Genomic DNA, 25243 nt, shown 5'->3' on the forward strand with positions numbered 1-25243 from the left:
CACCACGCCGCGGCACATCTCAGCCACGCGGATACACCATGGGCAGCCGCGCCAGAGGGTTTCGGAGCGCAACGCCCAGGCGGGATTCGTAGATGGCCGTGTAGGCGGCCACCTTTTCCACGTAGTTCCTGGTTTCATTATACGGGATGGTTTCTACCCAGACATCGGCGGGCATGGGGATTGACGGGAGCCAGCCTTTGACCCGGCTTTGCCCGGCATTGTAGGCGGCGGTGGCCAGCAAGGGATTGTTTTGCAGGTCGTCGAGCTGCCTGCGCAGGTAGGATGCGCCGTAGCGGATGTTGCGCTCGGGTTGCAGCAGCAAAATGGGATGGGACAATTTTTCGCCATGCCAGCGCGCGATGCGCCTGCCTGTCTGCGGCATGATCTGCATCAGCCCCAGGGCCCCGGCAGAAGACCCTACGTCAGACATGAACAGGCTCTCCTGACGCGCCACCCCGTAGATCAGGGCCGGGCTGAGGCCCGCGGCGCCGGCCTCGGCAAAAACGATGTCCCTGTGCGGCAGGGGAAAACGTAGCTCCAGGTCCGTCATGTGCCCTGCCGCGGCGGTGGCCACAATGGCCCGGTCATGCCAGCCAAGCCCGTGCGCCCAGGCAGCGGCAGCAGCCAGCTCCATGGCGTCGAGGCCAGGCTGGGCCTGTTGCCACTCGCGTCGGGCCGGGCCGTAGCGCCCAAGGGCATGAAGTTCTGCGGCGCGCTGCAGGGCGGGCAGCTTCCCGACGCGGCGCACGGCCTCGTCCGAAACAGTCAGCGGGTCGTGCTGCACCACCAGCGGCCGACCCAGATGCCCCAGGGCCAGCATGGCGAAGTAATCCTGTCCTCCGGCCAGTGCTTCAAAAATTTCCCGCGCTTCCAGGTCCCGGCCATTCTCCTGCAAGGCGCGTCCCTTCCAGTATCGCCAACGGGACTCCTCTTTCTGGGCTGCGGTGAGGCTTTCAAGCATGCGCAGCGCCACCCGCCAGTCCTGCGTACGCAGAGCCGCACGCACGGCCCACTCGCGCACGGAGTCGCTGCGCAGGTCTTCCGGCATGGACTCCACCCGTGCCAGTGCGCCGGGCTCAAAACGCAGGCACATGTACATGACCGCATTATTTTCGATGGCCGCAAATCGCGCACGATCAAGGCCGCTTCTGCGGCGCAGGCCGTCCCAGTCCGCAGCGGCCCTGGTCGCATCATTCCGGATCATCTTGCGCATGCCGTGGGCGAGGATTGCATCCATCCGATCGTGGGTCACCGAGGACCAGTCACGCTCCAGAATCAGGGAGGGCTGCCGGTCGACCCGCAGCCAGTAGTCGAGCCACTGCGCGTCGGCAGGACCAAGATGACGCTTCAGGTACTTGGCAAGACTGGTCTGCCCTCTGCGCATGGCCAGTTCGATGCGCTGCCAGGTCAAATCCCTGGTCAGGCCGCCACTTTTGATCCAGGCCTCGAAAAGGGGATCGCAGGACTTGGGGCGCGGCGACCCCGAAAGCCACAATGACCTGGCCTGGTCCATGGCCTCGGAACGCCTGCCCGTATTCAGCAGGGCCTGTCCGTATTCGCATTGCAGGTTCTCGTCGTTTTGCGGGCGATAGTCCTCGACAAAGCGGTTCCACTGGCCATTCCTGCCAAGCTGGGCGAGCCATGGCCTGCGCAGCGCATCGGCAGGCGGGGTGCCGTCGTAGTCGCGCAGAAAGACGCGCACCTCCCCGGCGATGCCGGGCTCCATGCGCCCTTCCAGATCCTGCTGCGTCAGATAGGGCAGCAGCGGATAATCGCCCAGTTCGGTCCTGCGGGCCAGGTAATCCTGACGCTGCCCCTTGCCGAGCGCCTCCTCGGCCTGGATAAAAATCTGGCGCCTGTATTCGCCAGAGGCATGGCTCGGCGAGGAAATCATGACACCGAAGGCAGCCATGCATACGAAAACAAGAATGCGAGAGATGAAAATCATGCGTCCTTCCCGATATTTTGTTCCATACTGCCAAGGCTGCCCCAGGCCTGCAAGCCCGACAAATCAGAAAGACCCATGTCTTCCAAAAAACATCCGGCAGCCCACGAAATGACATCTCTCCCACAAATCTCTGCCGGGCAATTCAAATCCGCCCATTATCCTTTGACCGGGGGCGATTTGCGCCCCCGGTGGTCACCCAGCCTCATCCATGACAGATCACGCCGTCGCGCACCCGCACCAGGGTGTCGGCACGGGCGGCGATGTCGGCGCTGTGCGTGACAAGGATGATGGTCTTGCCCTTTTGGACGAGATCTTCAAGCACGCCCAGCACCTCCGCCTCCGCGGCCGAGTCCAGGTTACCCGTGGGCTCGTCCATGAGCAGCACCGGCGGGTCGTTGGCCAGGGCCCTGGCAATGGCAACGCGCTGCTGCTGCCCGCCGGAAAGCTGCCCCGGCTTGGAATGCATCTTGTCCGAAAGCCCGACCAGCGCCAACAGTTCCTCGGCCCGCTCTTTTTGCCGCCTCTCGGAAACGGCGCCCAGCATCAGGGCCGTTTCCACATTTTCCAGGGCCGTGAGGCTCTGCAGCAGGTTGAAGAACTGGAACACGAACCCGATCTTGCGCGAACGCAGCGCGGCCAACTCGCCGTCGCCCAGCGTGAACATGTCCTGTCCGTCGAGATCGACCCGCCCGCTGCCGGGGCGATCCAGCCCCCCGAGCAGATGCATGAGCGTCGATTTGCCGTGCCCGGAAGGACCGACGATGCAGGTCAGGCCGCCGCGCGCGATTTCAAGGTCCACGCCGCGCAGGGCCTGGGTCAGGCTTGCGCCCTGGCCATAGGTCTTGGTCAGGCCCTGGGCCTTTATGATTGAATCATTCATAGCTGATGGCCTCCACCGGTGAAAGTCTGGACGCGCGCCATGCGGGATAGAGCCCGGAAAGCATGGCGATGAGCGTCGAAAAGAGCACGGCCCCGGCCAGCATGAGCGGATCAACCCCGCCCTGCGCACCCTTGACGAAGGACGAGGCCGCGTTCTGGCTGATGAGCGGGGTCGCGAGCATGGACGCCACCAAACCCAGCGCGGCTCCGCCGATGCCGCCCAGCAGCCCGTAGATCCCGGATTCGAGCAGGAAGAGGCGAAAGATCGTCCCCCTGGTCGCGCCCATCGCCTGCAGGATGCCGATCTCGCGCTTGCGCTCGTAGGTCGCGGTCATCATGGTATTGACGATCCCGAAGGCCGCCGCCAGCACGGCCACCGCCGCGATGAGCTGCAGGGTCACGCTGACCGTGCCCACGATGGACAGGACCGAGGCCAGCATCTGCTTGTCCGAGACCACGCCGAGGCTGACCACATCCTTGATCCTCAGCGCATAGGCATCGACCTCTTCCAGGCGGTCCACCCGCACCGCCACGTACGAGACGCGATCCTGCTGATCGTAGAGCGCCTGCGCCACCGGCAGTGGCAGGAACACGGTCAGGTCGTCCTTGCCGCCCGTCTCTTCGAGCACCCCGAGCACCGGCAACTGCGTCCCGCGGATCGCCACTTCTCCGCCCGGCCCAAGGCCGAACTGCCCGGCCACCACCGCGCCGAGCAACGCGCCGCGTTCGCCTGGAGCGTTGAAGTAACGTCCGTCCGCGATACGCCACCCCTTGAACGGCAGTGACTCCTCGGTCGGAACGCCCAGCACGGAAACCGGGCGGTTCTGGATGGCCGAACGTTCGGCCAGGAAGGGAATGGCCGTCATGCCGGGGATTGCGCGGATGGCCGCGACCTCTTCGGCGGTAATGGTGGTCGGCAGCTGTTCGCCGGTCAGGATCGAGACCTGCTCGAAGGCGCAGCTGCCCTTGGGAGTGACGACCAGGTTCGCGCCCAGGGCGGCGGACTCCTTGTTGATCTGCGCAGTGAGGCTTCCGCCCAGCGCCACGAAGGTCACAAAAGAGGCCATGCCGATGATTATGCCGAGAAGGGTGAAAACGAACCGCCCCCGACGACGGACGATGTTCTTGAAAACAAGTTTTGTCGGGGTCATTTGAAGGCCTCCAGGTTGTGCCGCGCCAGGATCTGCACCGCATCCGCCTTGAACATGTATCCCGTGGCGTCCTTGACCATAACACCTGTAACCCTGACCTCATCGCCAATGGCCGGACGCGTGTCGCCGAGCCTGACCGGAAGCAGCGCCTTGGTGCAGCCCGGGCTTGCACACTTCAATTCGCCCAGGTCCATGATGCCCATGACGCCAGGGTCCGAGCTGGAATAGGCATAGGCGATCCCGATGACATCCATGGATCCGCTGAAAGCGCCGGGGTCCGACACCACCTGCCCCACGCCCAGAGGCGGGCTGTTTTTTTCACAACCTGTGACAAAGAGAGCCATGCCGACCAGAAAAATTCCGCAAATCGCAACAATGCGCATGAATTCACTCCTGAAAAGAAAATGGGAAACGATCGCCGGATCGCGACTCTGTGCGTACCGGCGGCCTCAAAAAAAGAGAATCAGGAAAGGATCAGATGAATTCAGGAGGGAATTCGGCGGCACGCAGAACAGGGTCGGGCGCAGCCAGGACGAGCTGCCAATCGAAACGGCTCGCGGTGCGGCTGACGGTCACGGGGAAAGCCTGTTCAGGCAGAAACGATAGAAAGCCGGAAATCATCCCGCAGACCGAATCGGCGCACTCGGCCGTCTCGGTGACGGGCTCCGGGGAGCAGTCCTCGCTGCAGCAGGCCTTTTCCAGGCTGTGCAGAAAAACCACCGTGGACACGGAGACGCAGATAAGCGTGAGCGCAAGCAGCGGCACCAGGACGACTCCAAAGAGACGACTATGCCACAGGTTTCCGTGTCCGCGTTTATTCATGGCTTCACGTCGCCGGTCAGCCGGCGGGGTTGGTCTTGGGGCCGAGCAATTTCTGTCCGCCGCCCGCGTCCTGCGCCGCGCCGGTCATCTCGCGCAGAATGTCCGCGATGGGCGTGCCGTTGGCGTTCACAGCCTGTGGGTTGATGCGCAGCAAATCCTGCCAGGCCGCGATGGCGCCTTCCTTGTCGCCGAGGTCGTAGAGCAGCACGATGCCTGTGTTCATGCGCGCCGTTTCATGCCGGGGATTCACGGCGATGGCCTTGGCGAAGGCATCCAGGGCCTTCTGGAATTCGCCCAATGAGCGATGCATGACGCCCATGTCCGTCAGCACGTTGGGATTACCAGGGCTGATCTCAAGGGCGCGGCTATAGGCCTCGACGGATTTGGCGGGCTGCCCCGTGTCGAAATAGAGGTTGCCGAGGGTGATCCAGCCGTTCACGTCCTGCGGGTTCAGGGCCACGCGATCGGAATAGACCTTGATCTGGCCAAGCATGTCATTGCCCTGGGTCTGGACAGGAGCATCGCCCTGTCCCTTGGTGGAATGGAAGGCCGTGCTGAAAGCGACGCCTATGAGCGCCCCGGCCATCAGGATCACGATTCCGTAAACCAGGGCATTGTTCTTTTTGCCGGGCTGCTGTTTTGCCGATGATTTTGCCATGCATTCTCCTTGTCTGAAATTTTGACCCGGATTCGGGCGGATACGGACCGGACCGTCCGGAGCGCATCAGTGCCCCAAGCAAGCTTCGGACCAGCCGGGGAGACCGCCACTACCGCAGTTCAAAAGAAAAAAAATCAAGAAAAACAAAATTCTGCACACTGGCTGCACAGCCGAACACTCAAAATTGCACATCGAACACAGCAGCAGGGGCACCTGCAAAGCATCCATTCAAGACGCAATCGGTTCGACAGGCAGTGCGTGTTGGGGTAGGGTTTATGCGACAAAGACGCATCACGCCGCGATCCCCGAAAATATCGGAGCCCCAATGTACCTGACCGCCATGACCCATCGGGACGAACTTTTCGACCTGACCATGCGCTGGATGAATGACGATTTCCAACCTGACGACGGGGAAACGCTGACCCGGATTTTTGTCTATGAGAGCGCCATTTCGACCCTGGTCATCGAACGCGTCCTGCGTCTGCTGGGAGGATTTTGGAACACCAGGCTGCATGCCCGGCGCATCCGCTTCAAGCAGGAACTACGCGAGCGCATCATCACGCACATCGGGGCGCTCACACCGCGCATGAATGAACTGGCAGCCGATTTTCGCAGGAACCCCAAATATTTCTTCCCCTACCTGCCCATCGACGCCCTGGTCATCACCGATGATGATTCCCGACTGCTTGCGCTTGGCCGCATCAAGCGCATGGCCCGCGTGGCGGAAAAAGTGTCATTCAGACTGGTGGAGGCGCTGTACCGGGAAATCCGGGGCAAGGCCCGCCACTTTGCCGGGTTGCGTGCCACGCAGGCCGGCGTGCCCCTTGATGCGCTGCTGAGTTCGCAAGAGGCCATGCAGGACGATTTCGTTCAGGCGGAAGAGGCCGTGGCGCGCAGTTTCATGGACAGGACCGTCCAGATCAATACCGAGTCCCTGACCATAAATGACATCATCGGATTCAAGATCATCGCGCCTCAGGAGACCCTTGACCGTCTTCCGGGCATGCTGGGGGACGAAGCCGGGATGCATATCGCAGAAATTGAAAAGCACACCGGCAACTACAACGCCATCAATCTGCTGCTGGATGTTGCCCTGCCTCCCACGGATGTGCTGACCGCCAGGCTTGCCGAAATGGATTGGGACGTGGCCCGCAGGCGGGGTCTGGACCGGGACGAGATACGGCGCAATATAGCCGGGTACGTGGAACAAGGCGCGGATTCGGTGCGCATCGAGCTCATCCTGACTACGCCGGAAGAACTCATGGAGGCGGAGTTCGGCCGCTCCATCCATGAACTGCGCGTGCTGCGGCTGCGGCAGAGGCAGGAATATCGCGGCCCCCTGGGGCAGAACGCGGGCTATCTCATCGAATACATGCTGGCGCTGGCGTCTTCGCCCACGGTCCACGTTCCGGAGCTCCCCATCAAGATGTACGGCCGCTATCTGCCGGAAGAGATCTCCGCCCTGAAACGAGGCCTGTACGGCAACCCCATCGATGACGGCCTGCTCGGGGCGTTCTACCTGCACGAGGGGCAGGCCGAACAGATTCTTCCGATGGACAGGCTGGCCAAAGAGATCTGAATTGTCCCTCGCCCAGGCAACCACGCGAGCAGTTCTTTTTGAAGCGCGAACAAGCTGCGGCTAGGACTTCGCCCCTTCCTGCGACAGGGCTTCAAAGCCCGCAATAACGTCAAAAAGCTCCGCATCGATCCCGGCCTGGCGCAAGCGATGAAAAGCCCCGGACATGTCGGCAAGCAGCTCCGCGATATTCTTCTCCGCCCGCTGCATGGCCACCAGGCGGCTCGCGTTCTCTGCGGCCAGGGATTCGGCGCAGGCCCGGAAAAGGGACACGAAAACATATTCGCGCACCAGTGCGCGCAGAGTGCGCTCCGGATCGCCCGCGATCTCCGGCAGGATTTTTGTGGGCCATGCCATGCTGCCGTAGCGCTGGCGCCACTCCCCATCCAGAGGCAGCAGCTGCAGGTGACGGGGAGTGCACTGCGTGCCGGCGTTTTGGCTGTTGTAAAAAAGATGCACCTGCGCACCATAGCCGAGCCGGGACTCGATCTCGGCCAGGATGCGCCCGATGAGCGGGGTGATGGCCTCCACTGTATTCGGCGCCGGGAACAACCCCGCGACATCCAGATCCGCCTCCTGCAGGAAACCCTGAACCCGCTCGCCCATGGCCCACACAACGGGAACCTGCGTCAGACCTTCCAGGAACTTTTTGGCCTGTTCCGCCACGGCCTCGTTGAACTGCCCCACCAGACCCTGGTCCGAGCCGAGCACGATCACGCCCGTCGCCCTTCCGCCACTGGCCTTGCCTTCCGCACTGGCGGCAGGCTGTCGCCCCGCTTCGCGCAGCGCCAACCCCAGCCCCAGTCTCACGCTGTGGGCATATTCTTCCAGTGCACGCACCGCCTGCTCGTAGCGCACGATATTGGACGAGGCCATGGCCTTCATGGCCCGGACCACGGAATGCAGATCGCCGGCGCTGCGGATTTTACGGCGCAGGCCCTGGGCAGTCCCGCTCATGGCTCGGTCAGCCCCGCGTCGAGGAGCGCCTGCCGGGCCATGCGGAGCAAAGCGTCCCGGTCATCGTCCGACAGGCTCTCGCGGTCCAGACGTTCCAGCATGCTCCCGGAAGCCAAAGCCACAGCCTGGCGCACGGCCTGCTCGGCTTCGGCCATGCGCGGAAGCGGGACAGCGCGGAACAGATCAGAGGTCAGGGCCAGAAGTAAAGCCAGTTGCTCCGGCATGGGCACGGGGGCGAATTCCGGTTGCCGCAGGCAGGCCCGCAGGCGCCGCCCATGCGCCAGGGTTTCAAGGCTGGCGTCATCGAGACGCGCACCGAAGCGGGCAAAGGTCTCAAGTTCCTCAAACTGGGCGTAGGCCAGCTTCAGGTCCCCGGCCACCGCGCGGTAGGCTGGGCGCTGGGCCTTTCCGCCCACCCGCGAGACCGACGTGCCGACATCCACGGCCGGCAGCACGCCCAGATGGAACAACGTCGGCGAGAGGCTGATCTGACCGTCGGTGATGGAGATAAGGTTGGTGGGAATGTAGGCGGCCATGTTCTGGGCCTCGGTCTCGATGACGGGCAGTGCGGTGAGGGATCCGCCACCGCGTTCCGGACGCAGGTGCGTGGCCCGCTCCAGCAGCCGCGAATGGATGTAGAAAATGTCACCGGGAAAGGCCTCGCGCCCCGGAGGCCTGCGCAGCAGCAGCGACAGTTCGCGGTAGGACCGGGCGTGATGGGTCAGGTCGTCGTAGACGATGAGCACGTCGCGGCCCTGTTCCATGAAATGTTCGGCAATGCTGGTGGCCGCATAGGGCGCGATGTAGGACATGCCCGGCGGATCGCCGCCTTCGGCCACGACCACCACCGTGTAGCGCATTGCTCCCCTTTCCTTCAGCATGGCCACCGCCTTGGCCGTGGACGCGGCACGCTGCCCGATGGTGCAATAGACGCAGACGACATCCTTGTCATGCTGGTTGAGGATGGCGTCGAGGGCAATGGCCGACTTGCCGGTCTGGCGGTCGCCAAGGATCAGTTCGCGCTGCCCGCGCCCGATGGGGATGAGGGCGTCGATGACCTTGATGCCGGTCAGGAGCGGCTCGGTCACCGGCGCTCGATCCATGATGGGTGGAGCCGGGCGTTCGATGGGCAGGCGCTTTTCGCTGATCAGCGGCCCCAGGTTGTCCAGGGGGAGACCGAGCGGGTCGACGACCCGGCCCAGCAGCATGTCGCCCACGGGCACATCCATGACCCGCCCCGTACGCTCCACGGTGTCGCCCGCACACAGATGCCCGTGATCGCCAAGCAGCACCACGCCGATCTCGTCTGCGTCCAGATTGAAGGCGATGCCGAAAATCCGTCCCGGGAAGGCCAGCATCTCCTCGAATTCAACGCCGGGCAGCCCCGACACCCTCGCAATGCCCGGAGAGACGCTGACGATATTGCCGATCTCCCTCGCGTCATGCGTCGGGACAAAATCCTCGCGAGCCTTGCGCAGGTTCCGGAAGGTCCTGTCCAGGGTGTCGGCAAGGGAGCAGGTCATGCGTCCCTCCCTCCGTCTGCGGGAGCGACAGCTTCGGAAACGGAAAACAGCTCGTCCATGCTCTTTTGCATCCGGGCCAGATATTCCTCTATGCTCCAGGAAATCTTGCGGTTACCGGTCAGGATCTCGATGCCGCCGATGAGGTCCGGATCGGTTTCAAAGTACACCTTCGCGCTCCCTTCCAGGACGTCCTCCAGAGCTGAACGCACAGCGGCCCTGCTTTCTTCGGACAACTCAAAAGCACTGCGCACCCGCAACGGTCCGGACTTGGCATCGGCGATCAGATCGGAGCGCGAAGGCTCGTCCAGGGAGCGGACCCGCTGCGCGAAGACCAGACTGGCACGCTCATCGAAACTCGCCCCTGCCAGGTCGGACAGGGTCTTGCGCGCAATGGCGTAGGTTTCCTCCCGCGTGCGCCGGGCCATCTCATCGAGCAGGCAGTCCCGGTCCCGTTTCAGGGCCTCGCCCTGCCTTGCGCGCTCGGCTTCGGCGTCCACCCGCGCCTGGCCCAGGAGCTTCTGTCGTTCGTCCCTGGCTTCATTCCTGGCAGTTTCCAGAAGCTCGTCGCGGGTGTCTTCCAGGGCCTTTTTTCGGCGCTCGAATTCCTCCCGCTCGCGGGCGGCCTCGGCCTGCATCCTTTCGCCATCGGCCAGTTCCCTGGCGATGCGTTCCTCGCGGGCGTCGATGGCGCCAAGGATCGGCTTGTAAAGAAAACGCTTCATGAGCCAGACCAGGACGAGAAAATTGACGACCTGCGCGCCGACGGTGAACCAGTCGATGAGCATGGCTACTGCCCCGCTGCCTGCCCGACGGCATGGGTCCAGAACGGATTGGCGAAGAGCAGGATCATGGACAGCACGAAGCAGTAGATGGCCGTGGACTCGATCATGGCCACGCCGACAAAGAGGGTGCGGGTGATGGTCATGGAGGCGTCGGGCTGCTGCGCCAGGGCGGTCAGGGCCTGGGCCACCGCGCGGCCCTCGCCCAGGGCCGGACCAAGGCAACCGATGCCCGTGGTCAGGCCGGCGGTGATGATGGAGGCTACGGCGATGAGGGTCATGCTGTCCATGTTCTCTCCTTTGTGGTCATTTGGTTGTCTCCCTGCGGGCCGAGACGGTGGTGGCGGCCGCGATGTAGACCGTGGCCAGGATGAAGAAAATATAGGCCTGGATCATGCCGGTCAGCAGCCCAAGCGCGGTCATGACGATGGGAAAGAAAATCGGGGTGACCAGCAGCAGGATGGCCGCGATCATGGCCCCGCTCATCATGTTGCCGAAAAGGCGCACGGCCAGGGCCATGGTGCGGGAAAGCTCGCCGATGACATTGAAAGGCAGCATGAACGGGGTCGGCTGGGCATAGGAGGCCAGGTAACTACGCAGTCCCTGCTTGCGGATGCCGTACAGCGGCACGGCCACGAACACGCACAGGGCCAGGGCCGTGGTGGTGGACAGCGAAGCCGTGGGCGCAGCATAGCCGGGAATGACGGAGCACAGGGAGGCAAGGGCCACGAAAAGAAAAAGAGTGGCCAGAAAACCCAGATAGTCCCGGGGGCTGGCAATGCCCACTTCGCGAATCTGCCTGTCCAGGGCAGTGACCACGATCTCGAGCAGATTCTGCCAGCGCGAGCGATCACCATCCCCGGACAGTCGGCGGGTGATCAGCATCGCCGCCAGAGTCATGGCCAGCATGAGCGCCCAGGTGAAGGCGATGGTGGCATTTATCTTCACAAATCCGTACTGCCACAGGAGTATGGCATCGGGGCTGATACGCATCACTTCCCTCCGTTCATACAGCTCTTGGTCAGCCGCGTTGCAGCCATGCGCGCCACGACAAATCCGAGCAGACAGGCCGCAAGGCGCTCCCAGCGCCCGTCGCCGATCAGGTAGAACCCGCCCAGCGTGACGCCGGTGCGGACCACGAAACTGCCCACGAACCAGGCCGCAGGACGGCTGGAGGCCAGAGCCCTGCGGGCGGTCCACCACAGGCCGCCGAAAAAGAAGGCCCCGAGCCCAAGGCCGGCGGCAAGAGCCAGCGCGAAATCGCTAAGTATCATCGTCTTCCTGCTCCTCGCGGATTGCCCGGTCCTCCTTGGCCACCCAATACCAGGCGTTCCAGCAGCCCAGGACCAGCCCTGCCACGAGCAGGGCCAGGGTCCAGGACCGCCCGCCCGGATGATTCTGGTCCAGCCAGTAGCCCAGGAACGCTCCAAGGATGGTCGGGATGCTCACCGACCAGCCTATGATCCCCATCATCCCGAGCCCGAACCATACCTCCCGCCCGGCGCGACTTCTGGCCCGCAGCTTGCGTCTGGCCCGCACATCGACTTCGCGCTCAAGGCCCGGCTTTTGCGGATTTTCGTGACTAGTCACGGTAGAACCCGGCCATGCGGCGGATGAAGCCGCTCTCCATTCTCGCAAGGGCCCGGCGCACCCCCCGCTCCTCTTCGTCCAGATGCATGAATTCCTCTTCCACGGTCCGGCGCAACTGCCCAAGGTCCTTTCCGGCGATGGCGTTGCGCACGCTGACTACGACCCTGGGCCCGGTCTTGGTCAGCACACCTTCGTCCACGGCGACGAAAACTTCCTCATGCGTTGTCTCATAAACCAGAATACCGGGGCCCAGCGCGACCACGCAATCCCGCCGCCGAGGCAGGATTCCGAAGGAACCGTCGCGGCTCTCGGCCACGATGCGCAAGGCCCCCACATCTTCAAAAACCCTGAACGGGAGCAGAATCCTAAGGCGCATTTCCATCACGGCCCTCCTGCCCCTTGCTCCGGGCGGCTTTCTCTTTGGCCCGGCTTACTTCGCCGATCATGTACAGGGCGCTCTCCGGATAATCCTTGAACTCGTCGCCAAGGATGCGCTCGCACCCTTCAAGCGCCGCATCCAGAGAAACGAAAGCGCCCGGAAGCCCGGTGAACTGTTCGGTGGTGAAGAAGGGTTGGGTCAAAAAACGTTCCAGCCGCCGCGCGCGGTTCACCACGCGGCGATCCTCCTGCGCGAGTTGCTCGAGGCCGAGCATGGCGATGATGTCCTTCAAATCCTCGTACTGGGCCAGGGTCTGACGCACCTGGCGGGCGACAGAGTAATGGCGCTGGCCGACAACACCCGGCGCAGCCATCTTGGAGTTGGATTCCAGCGGGTCCACGGCCGGGTAGAAGCCTTCGCCGGCCCGCTTGCGGGACAGGACGATGGAGGCCGAAAGATGTGAAAAAGTGTGCACTGCGGCGGGGTCGGTGAAATCGTCGGCCGGGACGTAGACGGCCTGGATGGAGGTGATGCTGCCGGTATCGGTATTGGCGATGCGCTCCTGCAGCTGCGCCAGCTCCGTGCCCATGGACGGCTGGTAGCCCAGGCGGGACGGCATCTGGCCCATCATGCCCGAAATTTCCGACCCGGCCTGGATGAAACGGAAGATGTTGTCGATGAGCAGGAGCACGTCGCGGCGCTCGTCGTCGCGGAAGTATTCGGCCATGGTCAGGGCCGCGTGGCAGACGCGAAAACGACTGCCCGGGGGCTCGTTCATCTGCCCGAAAATCATGACCATGTTCGGCAGCACCCCGGCGTCCTTCATCTCGCGGTACAGCTCTTCGCCCTCGCGGCAGCGCTCGCCGATGCCGCAGAACAGGCTGACTCCCTCGTGATGCCCGATCATGTTGTGGATCATCTCGGTCAGAAGGACGGTCTTGCCCACCCCCGCCCCGCCGAAAAGCCCGGCCTTGCCGCCCCGCTCCAGGGGCAGCAGCACGTCGATGACCTTGATCCCGGTCTCGAAGATCTCCGTCCTGGTGGAACGCCGCGACAGGGTTGGCGGAGGATTGTGGACGCTGCGCGGTGAAACGTCGCGCACCTCGCCCTCCTGGTCCATGGCGTTGCCGAAAACGTCGAACATGCGCGAGAGCAATCCAGGCCCCACCGGTGCCATCAGGGGCCCGTCCGTGTCGTGAGCGGCCATGCCCCGGGCCAGGCCCTGGGTCGGGGTCAGGGCGATGCAGCGCACGTGTTCTCCGTCAAGGTGGGACATGACCTCGATGACGATGCGCCCGTCCTTCCCCGCACGCAAAATGTTCCGGATGGCGGGCAGGCCGGAGTCGAAACGAACATCCACGACGCTGCCGCGCACGGCGGTGACGAGGCCCGTATTTCCTGATTGAGCGGACTGATTCAGGGCAGGAGGGGTTTCGGAAGAATCGGGGCGGCGAGACGATGTGTCCATGTTCGCTTATCCCCCCTTCACCGGCCAGGGTCAAGCCTCTTCGTGGTCAGCGCCCCTTTGCGCTCTGGCCCTGCCCGCGAAATGTACGAAGCATGAGCCAGAATCCGGACAGCACGCAGGGCACGCTCAGCCACTGCCCCACGGTCAGGAACTGGCCATATTCGTAGGCCGCCTGGGGTGTCTTGCAGAATTCGAGGACAAAGCGCGCGGCAAAGACCAGGACCAGGAACATACCGGCGAGCAGGCCCTGACGACGGCGCAGGCCTTGCGACTGATAAGCCAGGAGAAGGACAGCAAAAATAAGCAGATAGGCCGCGGCTTCGTAAAGCTGCACGGGATGACGCGGCAGATCGTCGACCCGCTCGAAGATCACGGCCCAGGGCACTATGGTCGGTACGCCGACTATCTCGGAGTTCATGAAATTTCCGATGCGGATGAACGCCCCGCCGAGCGCGGCCGGGACGGCAATGCGGTCCAGCAGCCACCAGAATTGCATGCCGCTGCGGCGAGCGTAAACACCAACGGCCGCAAGAATCCCGATCACCCCGCCATGACTGGCCAGCCCGCCTTCCCATATCTTGAGGATCAGCAGCGGATTGGCCAGGTAATAGCCCGGATCGTAGAGCAGACAATGCCCGAGCCGTGCGCCGACAAGGGTTCCGGCAACCACAAATCCGAGCAGCGAATCCAGGTCGTCGGTTGAACGCCCCTCACGCGCGAACATGCTACCCATGATCCACATCCCGGCAATAAAGGCCGCCGCGAAAAACATCCCGTACCAGTGGATGGACAGGGGCCCGATGCTCACGGCGATGGGGTCTGCGTTCCAGTAGATCATGAAAAGAAGTCCTCCATAAAGATATCGACGAGCCCGAATCGTTCCGGGAAAACCGCCGTCATCCCCAGAAGGAACCGTACAGAAGCCCGGAAAACGTGGCCATGACGATGACCAGGGTCACGAAGACCACCGTCTTCTTCACGCCCATGATGCTGTTGATGACCAGCATGTTCGGCAGGCTGAGAGCCGGTCCGGCCAGGAGCAGGGCCAGAGCCGGCCCCTTGCCCATGCCCGAGCCGATGAGCCCTTGCAGGATGGGCACTTCGGTCAGGGTGGCGAAATACATGAAAGCACCGGCAAAAGAGGCGAAGAAATTGGCCATGAATGAATTTCCGCCCACGGCGCTGGCCACCCAGTGCGAAGGGATAAGGCCTTCGTTGCCGACCCGGCCCAACAGCGCGCCCGCGATGAGCACGCCGAAAAGCAGCAGCGGCAGGATCTGCTTGGCAAACCCCCAGGACGACGAGAACCAGTCCCCGACCTCGCCATCATCCGTGCTGGTGAAGGCGGACAGCCCGATGACCCCGGCCGTGAAGGCCAGAAGCGGCTGGCCGGGAACGAAGACGGCCAGCAAGACCACTGGAATGGCGGCTGTTCCCACTTTCCATATTTTCACATCGAACCAGCGCACGAGCATGATGCCCAGGGCCACCGAGAATGCCGAAGTCAGCACCCACTTGGCCCCATAGATGGCTGCCCACAGTCCCGAATCCGTCTGGGGAGCCCCCCAGTTGGCGAAGACCAGGATGGCGACCATGGAGGCGAAATAGAGGGCGTTCTGCCACAAGGGATGCTTCACTTCCTCTTCCAGCATGGCCATCTGCATGACCTGCCGCTCGGCTTCCTCCTTGCGGAAGAAGAAGTGCATCAAGAGGCCGATGATCACGCTGAACAGGATGGCTCCCACGGCACGTGCGATGCCCATTTCAGGTCCGAGGATGCGCGCGGTCATGACGATGGCCAGCACGTTGATGGCGGGACCTGAATACAGGAACGCGCAGGCGGGTCCAAGGCCCGCGCCCATGCGGTAGATGCCCGCGAAAAGCGGCAGCACCGTGCAGGAGCATACTGCCAGGATAGTGCCCGAGACTGCGGCCACGCCATACGCCAAAACTTTATTGGCCTTGGCTCCCAGGTACTTCATCACCGCCCCCTGGCTGACGAAGACAGAGATGGCTCCGGCAATGAAGAAGGCCGGTATCAGACACAGCAGCACATGTTCTCTGGCGTACCATTTGACGAGATGGAAGGCTTCGAGGATGGCGTTGTCAAAACGCGGCAAGCCCACGGGCAGATAAAAGCAGGCCAGAAAGACCGTGACGATGATGGCCAGTGTTTTCCACTCTTCTTTCCAGTTCATGACGAACCTCTATTTGGATTGCGACCGGGCAGGCCTGCCGATCATGGTGAAATGTTCCAGGGCGCGTGCGGACAGCACGGCCTCCACGCAATGCATGAAATTCAAAACGCACGGGACCTTGAGGCTGTAATAGACCTGCTTGCCCCGCTTTTCGTCAGCCACGATTCCGGCCTGCTTGAGCACATTCAGGTGCTTGGATACGGTGGAGAAATCCGCGTCGATGACTTCGGCAAACTCGCACACGCATTTTTCGCCAGCTTCGAGCTGCTCAACCATCCAAAGCCTGGTCGGATGCGCCAGGGCCTTGAGGACCGCAGCCTTGGCCTCGTAAAATTTCCTGTCTTCAGCTTTCATGGACGCTCCTTCATTTGCACAAATTGCCAAATATGCAAGCATTCAAATTTCGTCAAGTGCGACCACAATCTGGCTGATCGTATTGAATTCATCGAAATCATGAAAAGGGAGGGGAAAGAAATTGACGAGAAGAACGCTTGGCCATATTGCCAAATAAAAAATGGAGACTCACATGCTCGTGCACCTGCGCCCGACCAGGGAAGATTTCGAGGCCCGCGCAAAGGTCATGAAAGCCTTGGCGCATCCGACCCGCCTCATGATGGTCGAGGAACTCTCACGCGGCGAACGCTGCGTCTGCGAACTGCGCGATCTGGCTGACCGCGACCTGTCCACGGTCTCCAAACATCTCGCGATCCTGAAAAACGCGGGGATCGTGGAAGACGACAAACGGGGCAAGCAGGTTTTCTATCGCCTGCGCGTGCCTTGCGTGCTGAATTTCTTTCATTGCCTGGACTCGGTGCTCACGGCCCGGGACAGGCTGACAGGCCTTTGAAAAACGGCGATCTGCTGCGTCAGCGAATAAATCCAGACCGCTTATGTATTCGCAATACACCGCGCGTCCTGGATTTTTTCGCTTCCTTGCATCTCACCATTTTTGAAAGGCCTGCGAATTTGAATTTTTATGTCAATCGTGAGTAGACTGATTCTTGGCCGTAAGGCCAATCAAAACTTCAACCGTTTACGGAGCTGTCATGAAAAAAGTTCACGTCATGGGCCCAGGCTGCCCCAAGTGCACGGAAACCTACAAGATCGTCGAGGCCGCCATCGCCGAAACCGGCGTCGAAGCCAGTCTTGAAAAAGTCACCGACTTCACCGAAATCTCAAAATTCGGAGTGTTCACCACTCCGGCCGTGGCCGTGGACGGCACGGTCAAGGTCATGGGGAAGGTACCCAAAAAGGCCGACGTCATGGCTTGGCTGACCGCATAGCGTCCCTTTCGCCGCAACGCTTCGTGAACTTTTCCGTGATGCGTCGCGGCGAAACGGCTTTACCTTCCGGCGCGTACCGATCGCCAATACACTGCACGGAGTTTTCATGAAAATCCTTCGCTTTCTCGTTGCCCTCATCTTCCTCGCTTGTACCGCCGCAGCCGCAACCTCGCCTCTCATTTCCGGCGATCCGCAGGAGGTTCCCATCAAGGGCATGGTCACCATGGTCGATATTGGCGCAAAAGCCTGCATCCCGTGCAAGATGATGATTCCGGTCATAGAATCCCTGTCCGAGGAGTACGAAGGGCGGGCCGCCATCGTTTTCATCGACGTCTGGAAAAACCCGGACGAAACCCCGAAATTTGGCATCCGCGCCATCCCGACCCAGATTTTCTATGACAAGGACGGCACAGAAGTCATGCGCCACGAAGGATACTTCTCCAAGGAAGACATCATCAAGGTTCTGACCAGGCTCGGGGCAGAATAATGGACCAGTTCCTGATCCTCATCCACGAATGGATGGGGTCCGGCGTGGGTCTGGCGGCACTGGGCTGCTTTCTGTGGGGTGTGGTCAGCGTGCTCTTCAGCCCCTGCCACCTGGCCTCCATCCCGCTCATCGTCGGCTACGTGGCCGGTCAGGACAAAATGATCGAAGGTCGGCAGGCAGCATTTTATGCGGGCCTCTTCACCGCCGGGCTGTTCCTGACAATCGCCGCCATCGGAGTGATCTGCGCCATGCTGGGCCGGATGCTCGGCGACGTGGGGCCCTACTGGACCATCGTCGTCGGGCTCGTCCTGTTGTGGGTGGCCATGGACATGCTGGGCGTCTCCAAATGCTCCATGGGCGGGAACCTCATGGGCCGCTTCAGGCTGCGTGGCACGGGCGGAGCCTTCGTGCTCGGTCTGGCCTACGGAATCCTGTCGGGGTCCTGCACCTTCGGCTTCATCGCGCCCATCCTGGCCGTCATCACTGTCCAGGAAAGGATCATGACCGGCATCCTGTTCATCGGCCTCTTCGGCCTTGGACACTGCATCCCCATCGTCATCGCCGGCAGTTCCACCGCGCTGGTGCGCCGCCTCATGGCCAACGCCTCCTGGCAACGCGGAGGCACGGCTTTTCGACGCATTGCCGGAATCCTCATTGGCCTCATGGGCATCTACTTCATCGCCCGGCCGTTCCTGCCAGCCTAAGCCAGCCCGTCAGGGCAGTCCACCGTCGTGGTGCCTTTTGCACAAGGCGGCAGGCTTTGCACTGACAATATCCATAAGACGTCTTCATTCCTCCATCTGATCCGTGAACACCGTGGCATCCTTCATTTCGATCAAAAATCTGGCCGGACAAGACGATACTGAAATCGAGGCGTTGCAAAACCTCCCGAAAGCCTCGCGTTTGGACTCGCCGGTGAAAAGAAGAATCCCGGTCTGAGCCGTGAGCATGAGCGACAGGGACGAGGTCATCCGTTCCGGGGGCGGTTTGGGCGAATCGTCCATGACGATGAAACCGTGGTGCGGATCGGTTACGGAGTGATGATCCGGAAACAGAGCCCCGACGTGACCGTCCTCGCCGGAACTGAGCAGGATGATGTCGTAGCGGAATCCCTGCTTCGCGAGCACCTCTTCGTAGGCCCGTGTTCCGCGATCCGCAGCGGTCGTGTCCAGGATGAAAGGATGAGCGTTGTCCGGAGGGATTTTGCCTTCCCGCGCCAGCGGGGTGATGAGGTGATCCTTGAGCAGCCTGTAGTTGCTATCGGGATGATCGATGGGGACAAGTCTCTCGTCGACGATGAAAAAATGCACCCGGGTCCAGTCGACCAACTCCTGGCGCATCGCATCAAAAATCTTCGCAACGCTTCTCCCGCCAGGAACCGCCATGTTCACGGAGGATTGCACGGCCAGGGCATCCCGGAGTTTTTGACAAATGAACTGGGCGGCCTTTTGCAGGATCACGTCGGTATCGTTTTCCTTGATGATTGTGAGCATGGAATGTGTCCTTTTGAAGTGAATCATTACCTGCCGGCCCCTTCCTGGGTCTCGACCATTTATGACAAGTTGCCTGCGGAAAAATCACCATCGCTGACGAGCCAGCATACTCAATAACGCTTATTCATCTTAAACAACAAGAGGTGTTGTTCCCGGCAAAAGGCTGACGTACTGCGTCCGGCATGAAACCGGTCAACAACATTCACGACAACCTGTTCAGGTACGCCATGAGCCACAGGGATGTGGCCGCCGACTTCCTGCTCCACTATCTACCGACGGACTTGACCGCTAACCTGCGGCTCGAGACCCTGACCATTGCCAAGGATACCTTTGTGGATCCCGGACAACGGGAGCACTATTCGGACCTGCTCTACACAGTCTTTCTGAAAGGCGACACAGCAGCGTTCGTCTATTTCCTGTTCGAACACAAAAGCCGACCCGATCATTTCGTAGCGCTGCAAGTTCTTCGGTACATGGTCGAAATCTGGGACTTGCACCGCAAGCAGAACAAACAAGCCAAGACTCTGCCGCTTATCATTCCCATCGTCGTCTATCACGGCAAAAACAGTCAGAAGGCATCAAGACTAGCCGACCTGATCGACCTTCCGACCATGGATTACAATGCTTACGTGCCACACTTCGACCTCGCGTTTTATGACTTCTCACCCGCATCTGATGAAAAGATCAAAGGAGCCATCACCCTGCGCCTGATGCTTGCGTGCTTTCGGGCCAAAAACAATCCAAGGACGGTTGGACATGTATTGGAAATTTTCGGTTTGCTTGGCAAACTCGACAACAGCGAAACCTCCATGCGCTGGATCGAGGTCATCGCGACCTACATGTTCCAGACCATGGACATCGACAGGAACGTCATGCACAATATCGCAACCCTGCAACTGGATGCGAGCAAGGAGGACACGATCATGACTCTGGCTGAACGACTGCGCAAGGAAGGGCGTATGGAAGGCAAGCTGGAAGGGGAAGTTCTGGGCCGCCACGCCATGCTGCAGCGTCAGCTCAGCAAGCGTTTCGGAAAGGACATTCTGGACATCCGCATGCAGGAACGCCTGCGCACCGCCAGCGCCGAGCAGCTCGATCTCTGGGCGGAACGCATCCTCGATGCCAGAACCCTGGAGGATGTCTTCAGGGAATAGGCCATCCCATGCGGGCTCACGCCGCCGCGTCTTCGGGCTTGATGCGCCTAGACTTCATCGACCTGAATCGCCCTGCGCCACAACTTCCTGCCTCAACAAAAACCGCCCTATTCCGCCAAGTCGCCACCTGCCGCATCTGAAACGGGAGTTTCAAGCAACGCGCCCCAGTCCGTGCGTCCGCTCATCTCCCGCAGGATCTCCTGCGGCAGAAAATTCTTGCCGGACCGGGCTTCCCAGCCGCCGCCAAGAGCCTTGTAGGTGGCGATGAGGTTGATGAGCACCGAACCCTGCGTGGCGGTCAGCTGGTCCTGGGCCTGGACCTTGGAACGCTGCGTATCCAGAACGCGCTGAAAATCGGCCAGACCCTCGCGGTATTGGATCATGGATATCTCCACCGAGCGTTTGGCAGAGGCCACCCCCTGCTCCAAGAACGCCACTTCCTCCTGCGAGCGCGAAAAAGCGGACAGCGCGTCCTCGGTTTCCCGAGCGGCGGTAAGCACTGTGTTCTTGTACTGCTCCACAAGTTGCTGAAAACGGGCGTCCTGCACCCGGACATTATTGCTGATGCGTCCGTAATTGAAGACGTCCCAGCCAAAGCCCATACCTCCAGAATACTGCAGACTCTCCCCGCTCCAGAGGTCGCCCAGACTGCTCCCGCCCGGATACCCGGCAAAGGTCAGGGCTGCGTTGCTGGCGGAGAGGCCGATGGTGCCGAAAAGCGAAAAGCGAGGGTAGAGATCTGCCCGAGCCACGCCGATCAAGGCGCACTGGGCGGCCATTTGCGCCTCGGCGGCGCGGATGTCCGGACGCCGCCGCAACAGTTCCGCGGGTACCCCCACAGCCACGTCAGACGGTACCTGCGGGATGGGACCCGGTCCGCCAAGCAGCCGATCCGCTTCACCGGGCAACATCCCGAGCAGGGCAGAGAGCCCGTTCTTGGCCTGCCGCAGTTGCGCCTCAAGACGCGGGATGGAGGCCTGCGTCCCAGCCAGCAGTGCCCCGGCCTGGGTCACGTCGAGTTCGGTCACGTCCCCGCCCTCGTGCAGCACCTTTGCGATCTGCAGGGAGCGCTCCTGCACCGCCACGTTTTCATGCGCAATTCCCAGCCTCTGTTCCAGGGTGCGCAGGCTCACGTAGACCCTGGCCACCTCCGCCGTGAGCGTTACCAGCAGGTCATCATACCCGGCCGAGGCCGCATCAACGCTCCATGCCCCGGACTCCACCGCGCGCCGGAACTTGCCCCAGAAATCCAGCTCCCAGGCCGCGTCCAGCGCTACGGAAGCTGTGGCATAGTATCTGTCGATGGCCGGGGAGGTGTTGGCATTGTGTCTACTTAAACCCGTATCTGAGACATTGCCCTTGAGCTGCTGCAGCTGCGGGAATTGATTCCCGGTGGCGATGCCAAGCCGGGCCCGGGCTTCCAGGATGCGCAGCGCTGCAACGTGCAGGGTCGGGTTACGCTCCCCGACCAGCTCCACCAGCCGGTCCAGCACGGGATCGTTCAGCCGCTTCCACCAGTCCGCAAGCTCGGCCGGGCCGTCATTTACGCCTGCGCCCCCCTGGTCCAGCCACTCCTGCATCTGTGGAGCCTGGGGACGCACGTAATCCGGTCCCACGGCACAGCCGGACATGAAAAAAAGGACAAAACCGAGAGTCGCAAACCGGAGCGTCCTGCCGCCCGTCGTCAGCCTGATATCCTGCATGGCGCTACTCCTCGCTCTTCACGTTGAAAAAGATCGCATACAGCACGGGCACGACGATCAGCGTCAGCACCGTCGCAAAACCCAGACCGAACATGATGGTCACCGCCATGGACACAAAAAAGGCGTCCTGCACCAGGGGCAGCATGCCAAGGATCGTGGTCAGGGCGGCCATGGACACGGGAATGAGCCGGCTGACCCCGGAATCGATAACGGCCCTGAAAGGCGACTTGCCGCTCCCGGTTTCCAAATCGATCTGATCGATCAGAACAATGGCGTTCTTGATCAACATGCCCGAAAGGCTCATCAGTCCCAAAAGAGACATGAACCCGAAGGGCTGGTCGAAAAGAAGCAGGCCTGCGGTCACGCCGATGACGGACAGGGGTACCGTGAACCAGATGACCAGGGTCTTCTTGATGGAGTTGAAGAGCACGATGACGATAAGGATCATGAGCCCGAAAAACACCGGAATGGTGCTCGATAGACGCGCATTGGCCTTGGCCGAGTCTTCGGATTCACCACCCCAGGCCATGTAATAGCCGGGCATGTCCTTTATGGGCCATTTATCGGAGTAGCCAACCTTGAGGGTCGAGGCGTCGTAGTCCTCTGAGAAGGGGTCCTCTCCGGACGCGAGTTTTTTTCCGAGCACCTGCGCCACGTCCACATTCAGGACCTGCTCGATCCTGGGCTTCACGCGCTTCATCAGCTCGCTCGGCAAGCCTTCGCTGGGATCGGCATGAATGCGCAGCATCTTGAACCGGTCCCGGCGCCACATGTAGGCGTCCTCGAACTCCACCGTTATGCCCTCAAGCACCTGGCCGATGGGAATCATGGATTGCGCGGCCGGACTCCAGATCGGGATGCCCTGCATGCTGTCCAGGTCTTTGCGTTCCTCTTCCGGAGCGCGCGTGATGATCGGGAGCAGCTCGTCACGCTCCTTGAAAACCCCCACCCGGGTTCCCTCGAAAACAGACTCAAAAGCCATGGCGATCTGCGGTCTCTCGATGCCGGCCCTCAGCGCCGGGGCCTCGGCCATCTGGGGCCGCATGACCTTGACCTTCTGCCGCCACTCGTTGCGCACGGACTTGGCATGGGGGTCATCCAGCAGCACCTGTTCCGCCTTGGCCGCCAATTCCCTCAAGACCGTTGAGTCGGGACCGTACAGGCGTAGCTGGATCTTGCCGCCCACGGACGGGCCGAGCACAAAGAGCCGCACGCTGATTTGGGCCTGGGGGAACATGCGGTCGAGATCCCGCTGTATCTCCCGGGTCAGGTCCGGGATGCGTTTGTAATCGTCAACGTCCACAAGAATCTGGCCGAAGGCGTCGTAACTCTTCTCCGTCGGATAGGTCAGCAGGAAACGGACCTGCCCTCCCCCGATCATGGTCGTTATGTGGGACACGCCCTCGCGCTTGCCGATATCCGCTTCGGCTCGCTCCAGTTGTCGCTGGGTCTCGCGGATGTCCGTGCCCTCGGCGAACCAGAAATCCACGAAGAACTGGGCCCTGGTCGAATCCGGAAAAAAACTGTTCTTAAGCAGGCCAAAACCGACCAGGGACGCGATGAACATGGCGACCACGACCGCCACCGTGATCCAGCGCCAGCGGATGCACCAGGTCAAAAAGACGCGATACGCGCCATAAAATCCCCCGCCGTAGGAGTCGGGAGAGCTGCTTGATCCGTCCGCGTTTTGCGGCCGGACCTTCAGAAATGCCTTGCAAAAGAGTGGGGTGGTGTTCACGGCCGTGACCCAGCTCATGAGCAGGGAAATGAGAATGACATAAAAGAGTGAACGGCAATATTCGCCCGTGCTGTCTTGGGATGTGCCGATGGCGGCAAAGGCGGCAACAGCCACGAAAGTCGCGCCCAGCAGAGGCACCCCCACCTGGCCCACGACGTCTCGGGCTGACGTCAAGGCGTCCACCCCCCGGTTCATTTTCTCCTTCATTCCGTCCGTGACCACGATGGCGTTGTCCACCAGCATGCCAAGCGCAATGACCAGCGCACCGAGCGAGATCCGCTCCAAGGTGATGTCTCCCATATCCATGACAATGAACGTCGCCATGATGGTGATCACCAGGACCGCCCCGATGATGAGTCCGCTGCGCAACCCCATGAAAATGAGCAGAACCACGACAACGATCGCCACGGCCTCCAGTAGGTTAACCAGAAATCCGTTGATGGCCTCGGTCACGGCCTGGCTCTGGTGGGAGATGACGTGCAGTTCCATGCCCACGGGGCGCATGGATTCAAGCTCGTGAAAACGCTGATCCAGGGATGCGCCCATGTCGACCACGTTGCCGCCCAGAACGGTGGAAACGGCCAAGCCGATGGCGGGCTTGCCGTCGTAGCGCAGGATCGTATCCGGCGGAGCGATATAGTCACGTTTGATGTCGGCCACGTCACGCAGGTAGACCGTACTGTCCGAACCCATGCCCTTGATGAGCAGCCCGCCGATGTCCTGTTCGGACTCGAATTCGCCCGTGGGGCTGATGGGGATATATTCGGCCCCCAGCGGCAGATGTCCCCCGCTGGCCGGAATGTTCTTGGCCTTCAGAGCGGCAGCTATATCGGACGGAGCGACGCCGAACTGGGACATCTTTTCGCGGCGCATCTCGATAAAGATGGCTTCCTTCTGCACGCCGTAGAGGTTGATCCGCTTGACATCCTGGGCCTTCAGGAGCTCGCGCTGCAGGAATTTCGCGTACTCGTAAATCTCGCGCGGCGTGTAGCCCTCGCCGGTGATGGCCAGGAACACGCCGTAAACGTCCCCGAAATCGTCGTTGACTATGGACGGCCCGGCCCCGGGAGGGAGGTTGCGCTGGGCGTCGGAGACCTTGCGCCGCAGCTCGTCCCAGACCTGCGGCAGGCTGGCCTTGTCGAAATTATCCTTCATCGTGACCTGCACGATGGACAGATCCCGCGAGGACCGCGATTCGACCCGTTCCAGTTGTCCCATCTCCTGGCAGGCCTTCTCGATCACGTTGGTGACCTCTTCCCCCACCTGGTCCGCCGAGGCCCCCGGATACGGGGTGATGATGACCGCCTCCTTGATGGTGAACTCGGGATCTTCCAGCCTGCTCAGGTTGTTGAAGGAGTACCATCCGACCACGAGAAAAAGGACGGTCATCACCCAGCTGATGACGCTCTTACGTATGCTCCACTCCGCGATATTCATCATCGTTCTCCCGGCCGGTC

Annotated in this window: 27 protein-coding genes; 6 read left to right on the forward strand and 21 right to left on the reverse strand. The window is 61.5% G+C overall.

The genetic code is table 11. The annotated features are described in order from the left end of the window. Positions 1-19: 19 nt before the first annotated feature. The 6 genes from CVU60_02630 to CVU60_02655 all read right to left on the reverse strand — a co-directional run bounded on the left by CVU60_02630 (position 20) and on the right by CVU60_02655 (position 5458). A complete protein-coding gene (locus CVU60_02630) occupies positions 20-1948 on the reverse strand; it encodes a lytic murein transglycosylase (protein PKN43270.1) in 1929 nt (642 codons plus the stop codon). A 202-nt stretch (positions 1949-2150) separates the two neighbouring features. Then, the gene (locus CVU60_02635; GenBank protein ID PKN43271.1) at positions 2151-2828 is read right to left on the reverse strand and encodes a lipoprotein-releasing system ATP-binding protein LolD; all 678 of its coding nucleotides are present in this window, start codon (positions 2826-2828) and stop codon (positions 2151-2153) included. Continuing rightward, positions 2821-3978 carry an ABC transporter permease gene (locus CVU60_02640; protein PKN43272.1) on the reverse strand — a complete coding sequence of 386 codons (1158 nt, stop codon included), beginning with the start codon at positions 3976-3978 and terminating at the stop codon, positions 2821-2823. Before CVU60_02640 ends, CVU60_02635 begins: the two co-directional genes overlap by 8 nt. Next, positions 3975-4361 carry a hypothetical protein gene (locus tag CVU60_02645; GenBank protein ID PKN43273.1) on the reverse strand — a complete coding sequence of 129 codons (387 nt, stop codon included), beginning with the start codon at positions 4359-4361 and terminating at the stop codon, positions 3975-3977. Before CVU60_02645 ends, CVU60_02640 begins: the two co-directional genes overlap by 4 nt. 91 nt (positions 4362-4452) lie before the next feature. Then, positions 4453-4743, reverse strand: a complete 291-nt coding sequence (locus CVU60_02650; GenBank protein ID PKN43274.1) for a hypothetical protein — start codon at positions 4741-4743, stop codon at positions 4453-4455. A gap of 73 nt (positions 4744-4816) precedes the next feature. Continuing rightward, positions 4817-5458 carry a hypothetical protein gene (locus CVU60_02655; GenBank protein ID PKN43275.1) on the reverse strand — a complete coding sequence of 214 codons (642 nt, stop codon included), beginning with the start codon at positions 5456-5458 and terminating at the stop codon, positions 4817-4819. A gap of 325 nt (positions 5459-5783) precedes the next feature. On the opposite strand from CVU60_02655, the gene CVU60_02660 reads away from it, so the two are divergent. Continuing rightward, entirely contained in the window at positions 5784-7037 is a 1254-nt protein-coding gene (locus tag CVU60_02660; protein ID PKN43276.1) for a hypothetical protein, read from the forward strand. Positions 7038-7097: 60 nt separating this feature from the next. Here the strand turns inward: CVU60_02660 and CVU60_02665 are convergent, their stop codons facing one another. The 12 genes from CVU60_02665 to CVU60_02720 are packed head-to-tail and all read right to left on the reverse strand — an operon-like array spanning position 7098 to position 16282. Continuing rightward, the gene (locus tag CVU60_02665) at positions 7098-7991 is read right to left on the reverse strand and encodes a F0F1 ATP synthase subunit gamma (protein PKN43277.1); all 894 of its coding nucleotides are present in this window, start codon (positions 7989-7991) and stop codon (positions 7098-7100) included. After that, positions 7988-9514 carry a F0F1 ATP synthase subunit alpha gene (locus CVU60_02670; GenBank protein ID PKN43278.1) on the reverse strand — a complete coding sequence of 509 codons (1527 nt, stop codon included), beginning with the start codon at positions 9512-9514 and terminating at the stop codon, positions 7988-7990. Before CVU60_02670 ends, CVU60_02665 begins: the two co-directional genes overlap by 4 nt. Beyond that, positions 9511-10299 (reverse strand): F0F1 ATP synthase subunit B, encoded by a 789-nt coding sequence (locus CVU60_02675; protein PKN43279.1) that lies wholly within the window; start codon positions 10297-10299, stop codon positions 9511-9513. Before CVU60_02675 ends, CVU60_02670 begins: the two co-directional genes overlap by 4 nt. Positions 10300-10301: 2 nt before the next feature. Beyond that, positions 10302-10583, reverse strand: a complete 282-nt coding sequence (gene atpE / locus CVU60_02680; protein ID PKN43280.1) for an ATP synthase F0 subunit C — start codon at positions 10581-10583, stop codon at positions 10302-10304. A 16-nt stretch (positions 10584-10599) separates the two neighbouring features. Next, a complete protein-coding gene (locus tag CVU60_02685) occupies positions 10600-11286 on the reverse strand; it encodes a F0F1 ATP synthase subunit A (protein PKN43281.1) in 687 nt (228 codons plus the stop codon). Continuing rightward, on the reverse strand, positions 11286-11567 hold the full coding sequence (locus tag CVU60_02690) for an ATP synthase subunit I (GenBank protein PKN43282.1): 282 nt from the start codon (positions 11565-11567) through the stop codon (positions 11286-11288). The genes CVU60_02685 and CVU60_02690 overlap by 1 nt, the downstream gene beginning before the upstream one ends. Next, positions 11557-11883 (reverse strand): F0F1 ATP synthase subunit, encoded by a 327-nt coding sequence (locus CVU60_02695; protein ID PKN43283.1) that lies wholly within the window; start codon positions 11881-11883, stop codon positions 11557-11559. Before CVU60_02695 ends, CVU60_02690 begins: the two co-directional genes overlap by 11 nt. Next, complete coding sequence (locus CVU60_02700) at positions 11876-12259, reverse strand: F0F1 ATP synthase subunit epsilon (protein ID PKN43422.1); 384 nt, start codon at positions 12257-12259, stop codon at positions 11876-11878. The genes CVU60_02695 and CVU60_02700 overlap by 8 nt, the downstream gene beginning before the upstream one ends. Then, complete coding sequence (locus CVU60_02705) at positions 12249-13730, reverse strand: F0F1 ATP synthase subunit beta (GenBank protein ID PKN43284.1); 1482 nt, start codon at positions 13728-13730, stop codon at positions 12249-12251. Before CVU60_02705 ends, CVU60_02700 begins: the two co-directional genes overlap by 11 nt. 46 nt (positions 13731-13776) lie before the next feature. Next, positions 13777-14568, reverse strand: coding sequence for a prolipoprotein diacylglyceryl transferase (lgt, locus tag CVU60_02710; GenBank protein ID PKN43285.1), 792 nt, complete (start codon positions 14566-14568; stop codon positions 13777-13779). 58 nt (positions 14569-14626) lie between these two features. Then, positions 14627-15928 (reverse strand): hypothetical protein, encoded by a 1302-nt coding sequence (locus tag CVU60_02715; GenBank protein PKN43286.1) that lies wholly within the window; start codon positions 15926-15928, stop codon positions 14627-14629. Positions 15929-15937: 9 nt separating this feature from the next. Beyond that, complete coding sequence (locus CVU60_02720) at positions 15938-16282, reverse strand: transcriptional regulator (protein ID PKN43287.1); 345 nt, start codon at positions 16280-16282, stop codon at positions 15938-15940. Positions 16283-16454: 172 nt separating this feature from the next. Here CVU60_02720 and CVU60_02725 point away from each other — a divergent pair, with 172 nt between their 5' ends. From CVU60_02725 to CVU60_02740, 4 genes are all read left to right on the forward strand, one after another. Then, on the forward strand, positions 16455-16775 hold the full coding sequence (locus CVU60_02725; protein ID PKN43288.1) for a transcriptional regulator: 321 nt from the start codon (positions 16455-16457) through the stop codon (positions 16773-16775). Between the two features lie 199 nt (positions 16776-16974). Beyond that, on the forward strand, positions 16975-17211 hold the full coding sequence (locus tag CVU60_02730; protein PKN43289.1) for a thioredoxin family protein: 237 nt from the start codon (positions 16975-16977) through the stop codon (positions 17209-17211). 106 nt (positions 17212-17317) lie between these two features. Continuing rightward, complete coding sequence (locus CVU60_02735; protein ID PKN43290.1) at positions 17318-17698, forward strand: thiol reductase thioredoxin; 381 nt, start codon at positions 17318-17320, stop codon at positions 17696-17698. Further along, complete coding sequence (locus tag CVU60_02740; GenBank protein ID PKN43291.1) at positions 17695-18402, forward strand: cytochrome C biosynthesis protein; 708 nt, start codon at positions 17695-17697, stop codon at positions 18400-18402. Before CVU60_02735 ends, CVU60_02740 begins: the two co-directional genes overlap by 4 nt. 84 nt (positions 18403-18486) lie before the next feature. Here the strand turns inward: CVU60_02740 and pgl are convergent, their stop codons facing one another. Further along, on the reverse strand, positions 18487-19218 hold the full coding sequence (pgl, locus tag CVU60_02745; GenBank protein PKN43292.1) for a 6-phosphogluconolactonase: 732 nt from the start codon (positions 19216-19218) through the stop codon (positions 18487-18489). 155 nt (positions 19219-19373) lie between these two features. Here pgl and CVU60_02750 point away from each other — a divergent pair, with 155 nt between their 5' ends. Then, positions 19374-20345, forward strand: coding sequence for a hypothetical protein (locus tag CVU60_02750; protein PKN43293.1), 972 nt, complete (start codon positions 19374-19376; stop codon positions 20343-20345). Between the two features lie 107 nt (positions 20346-20452). Here the strand turns inward: CVU60_02750 and CVU60_02755 are convergent, their stop codons facing one another. Continuing rightward, positions 20453-22048, reverse strand: coding sequence for a transporter (locus tag CVU60_02755; GenBank protein PKN43294.1), 1596 nt, complete (start codon positions 22046-22048; stop codon positions 20453-20455). 4 nt (positions 22049-22052) lie between these two features. Next, a complete protein-coding gene (locus CVU60_02760) occupies positions 22053-25223 on the reverse strand; it encodes an AcrB/AcrD/AcrF family protein (protein ID PKN43295.1) in 3171 nt (1056 codons plus the stop codon). Positions 25224-25243 lie beyond the last annotated feature (20 nt).

It is taken from the genome of Deltaproteobacteria bacterium HGW-Deltaproteobacteria-18 (genome assembly GCA_002841885.1).
Lineage (GTDB): Bacteria > Desulfobacterota > Desulfovibrionia > Desulfovibrionales > Desulfomicrobiaceae > Desulfomicrobium.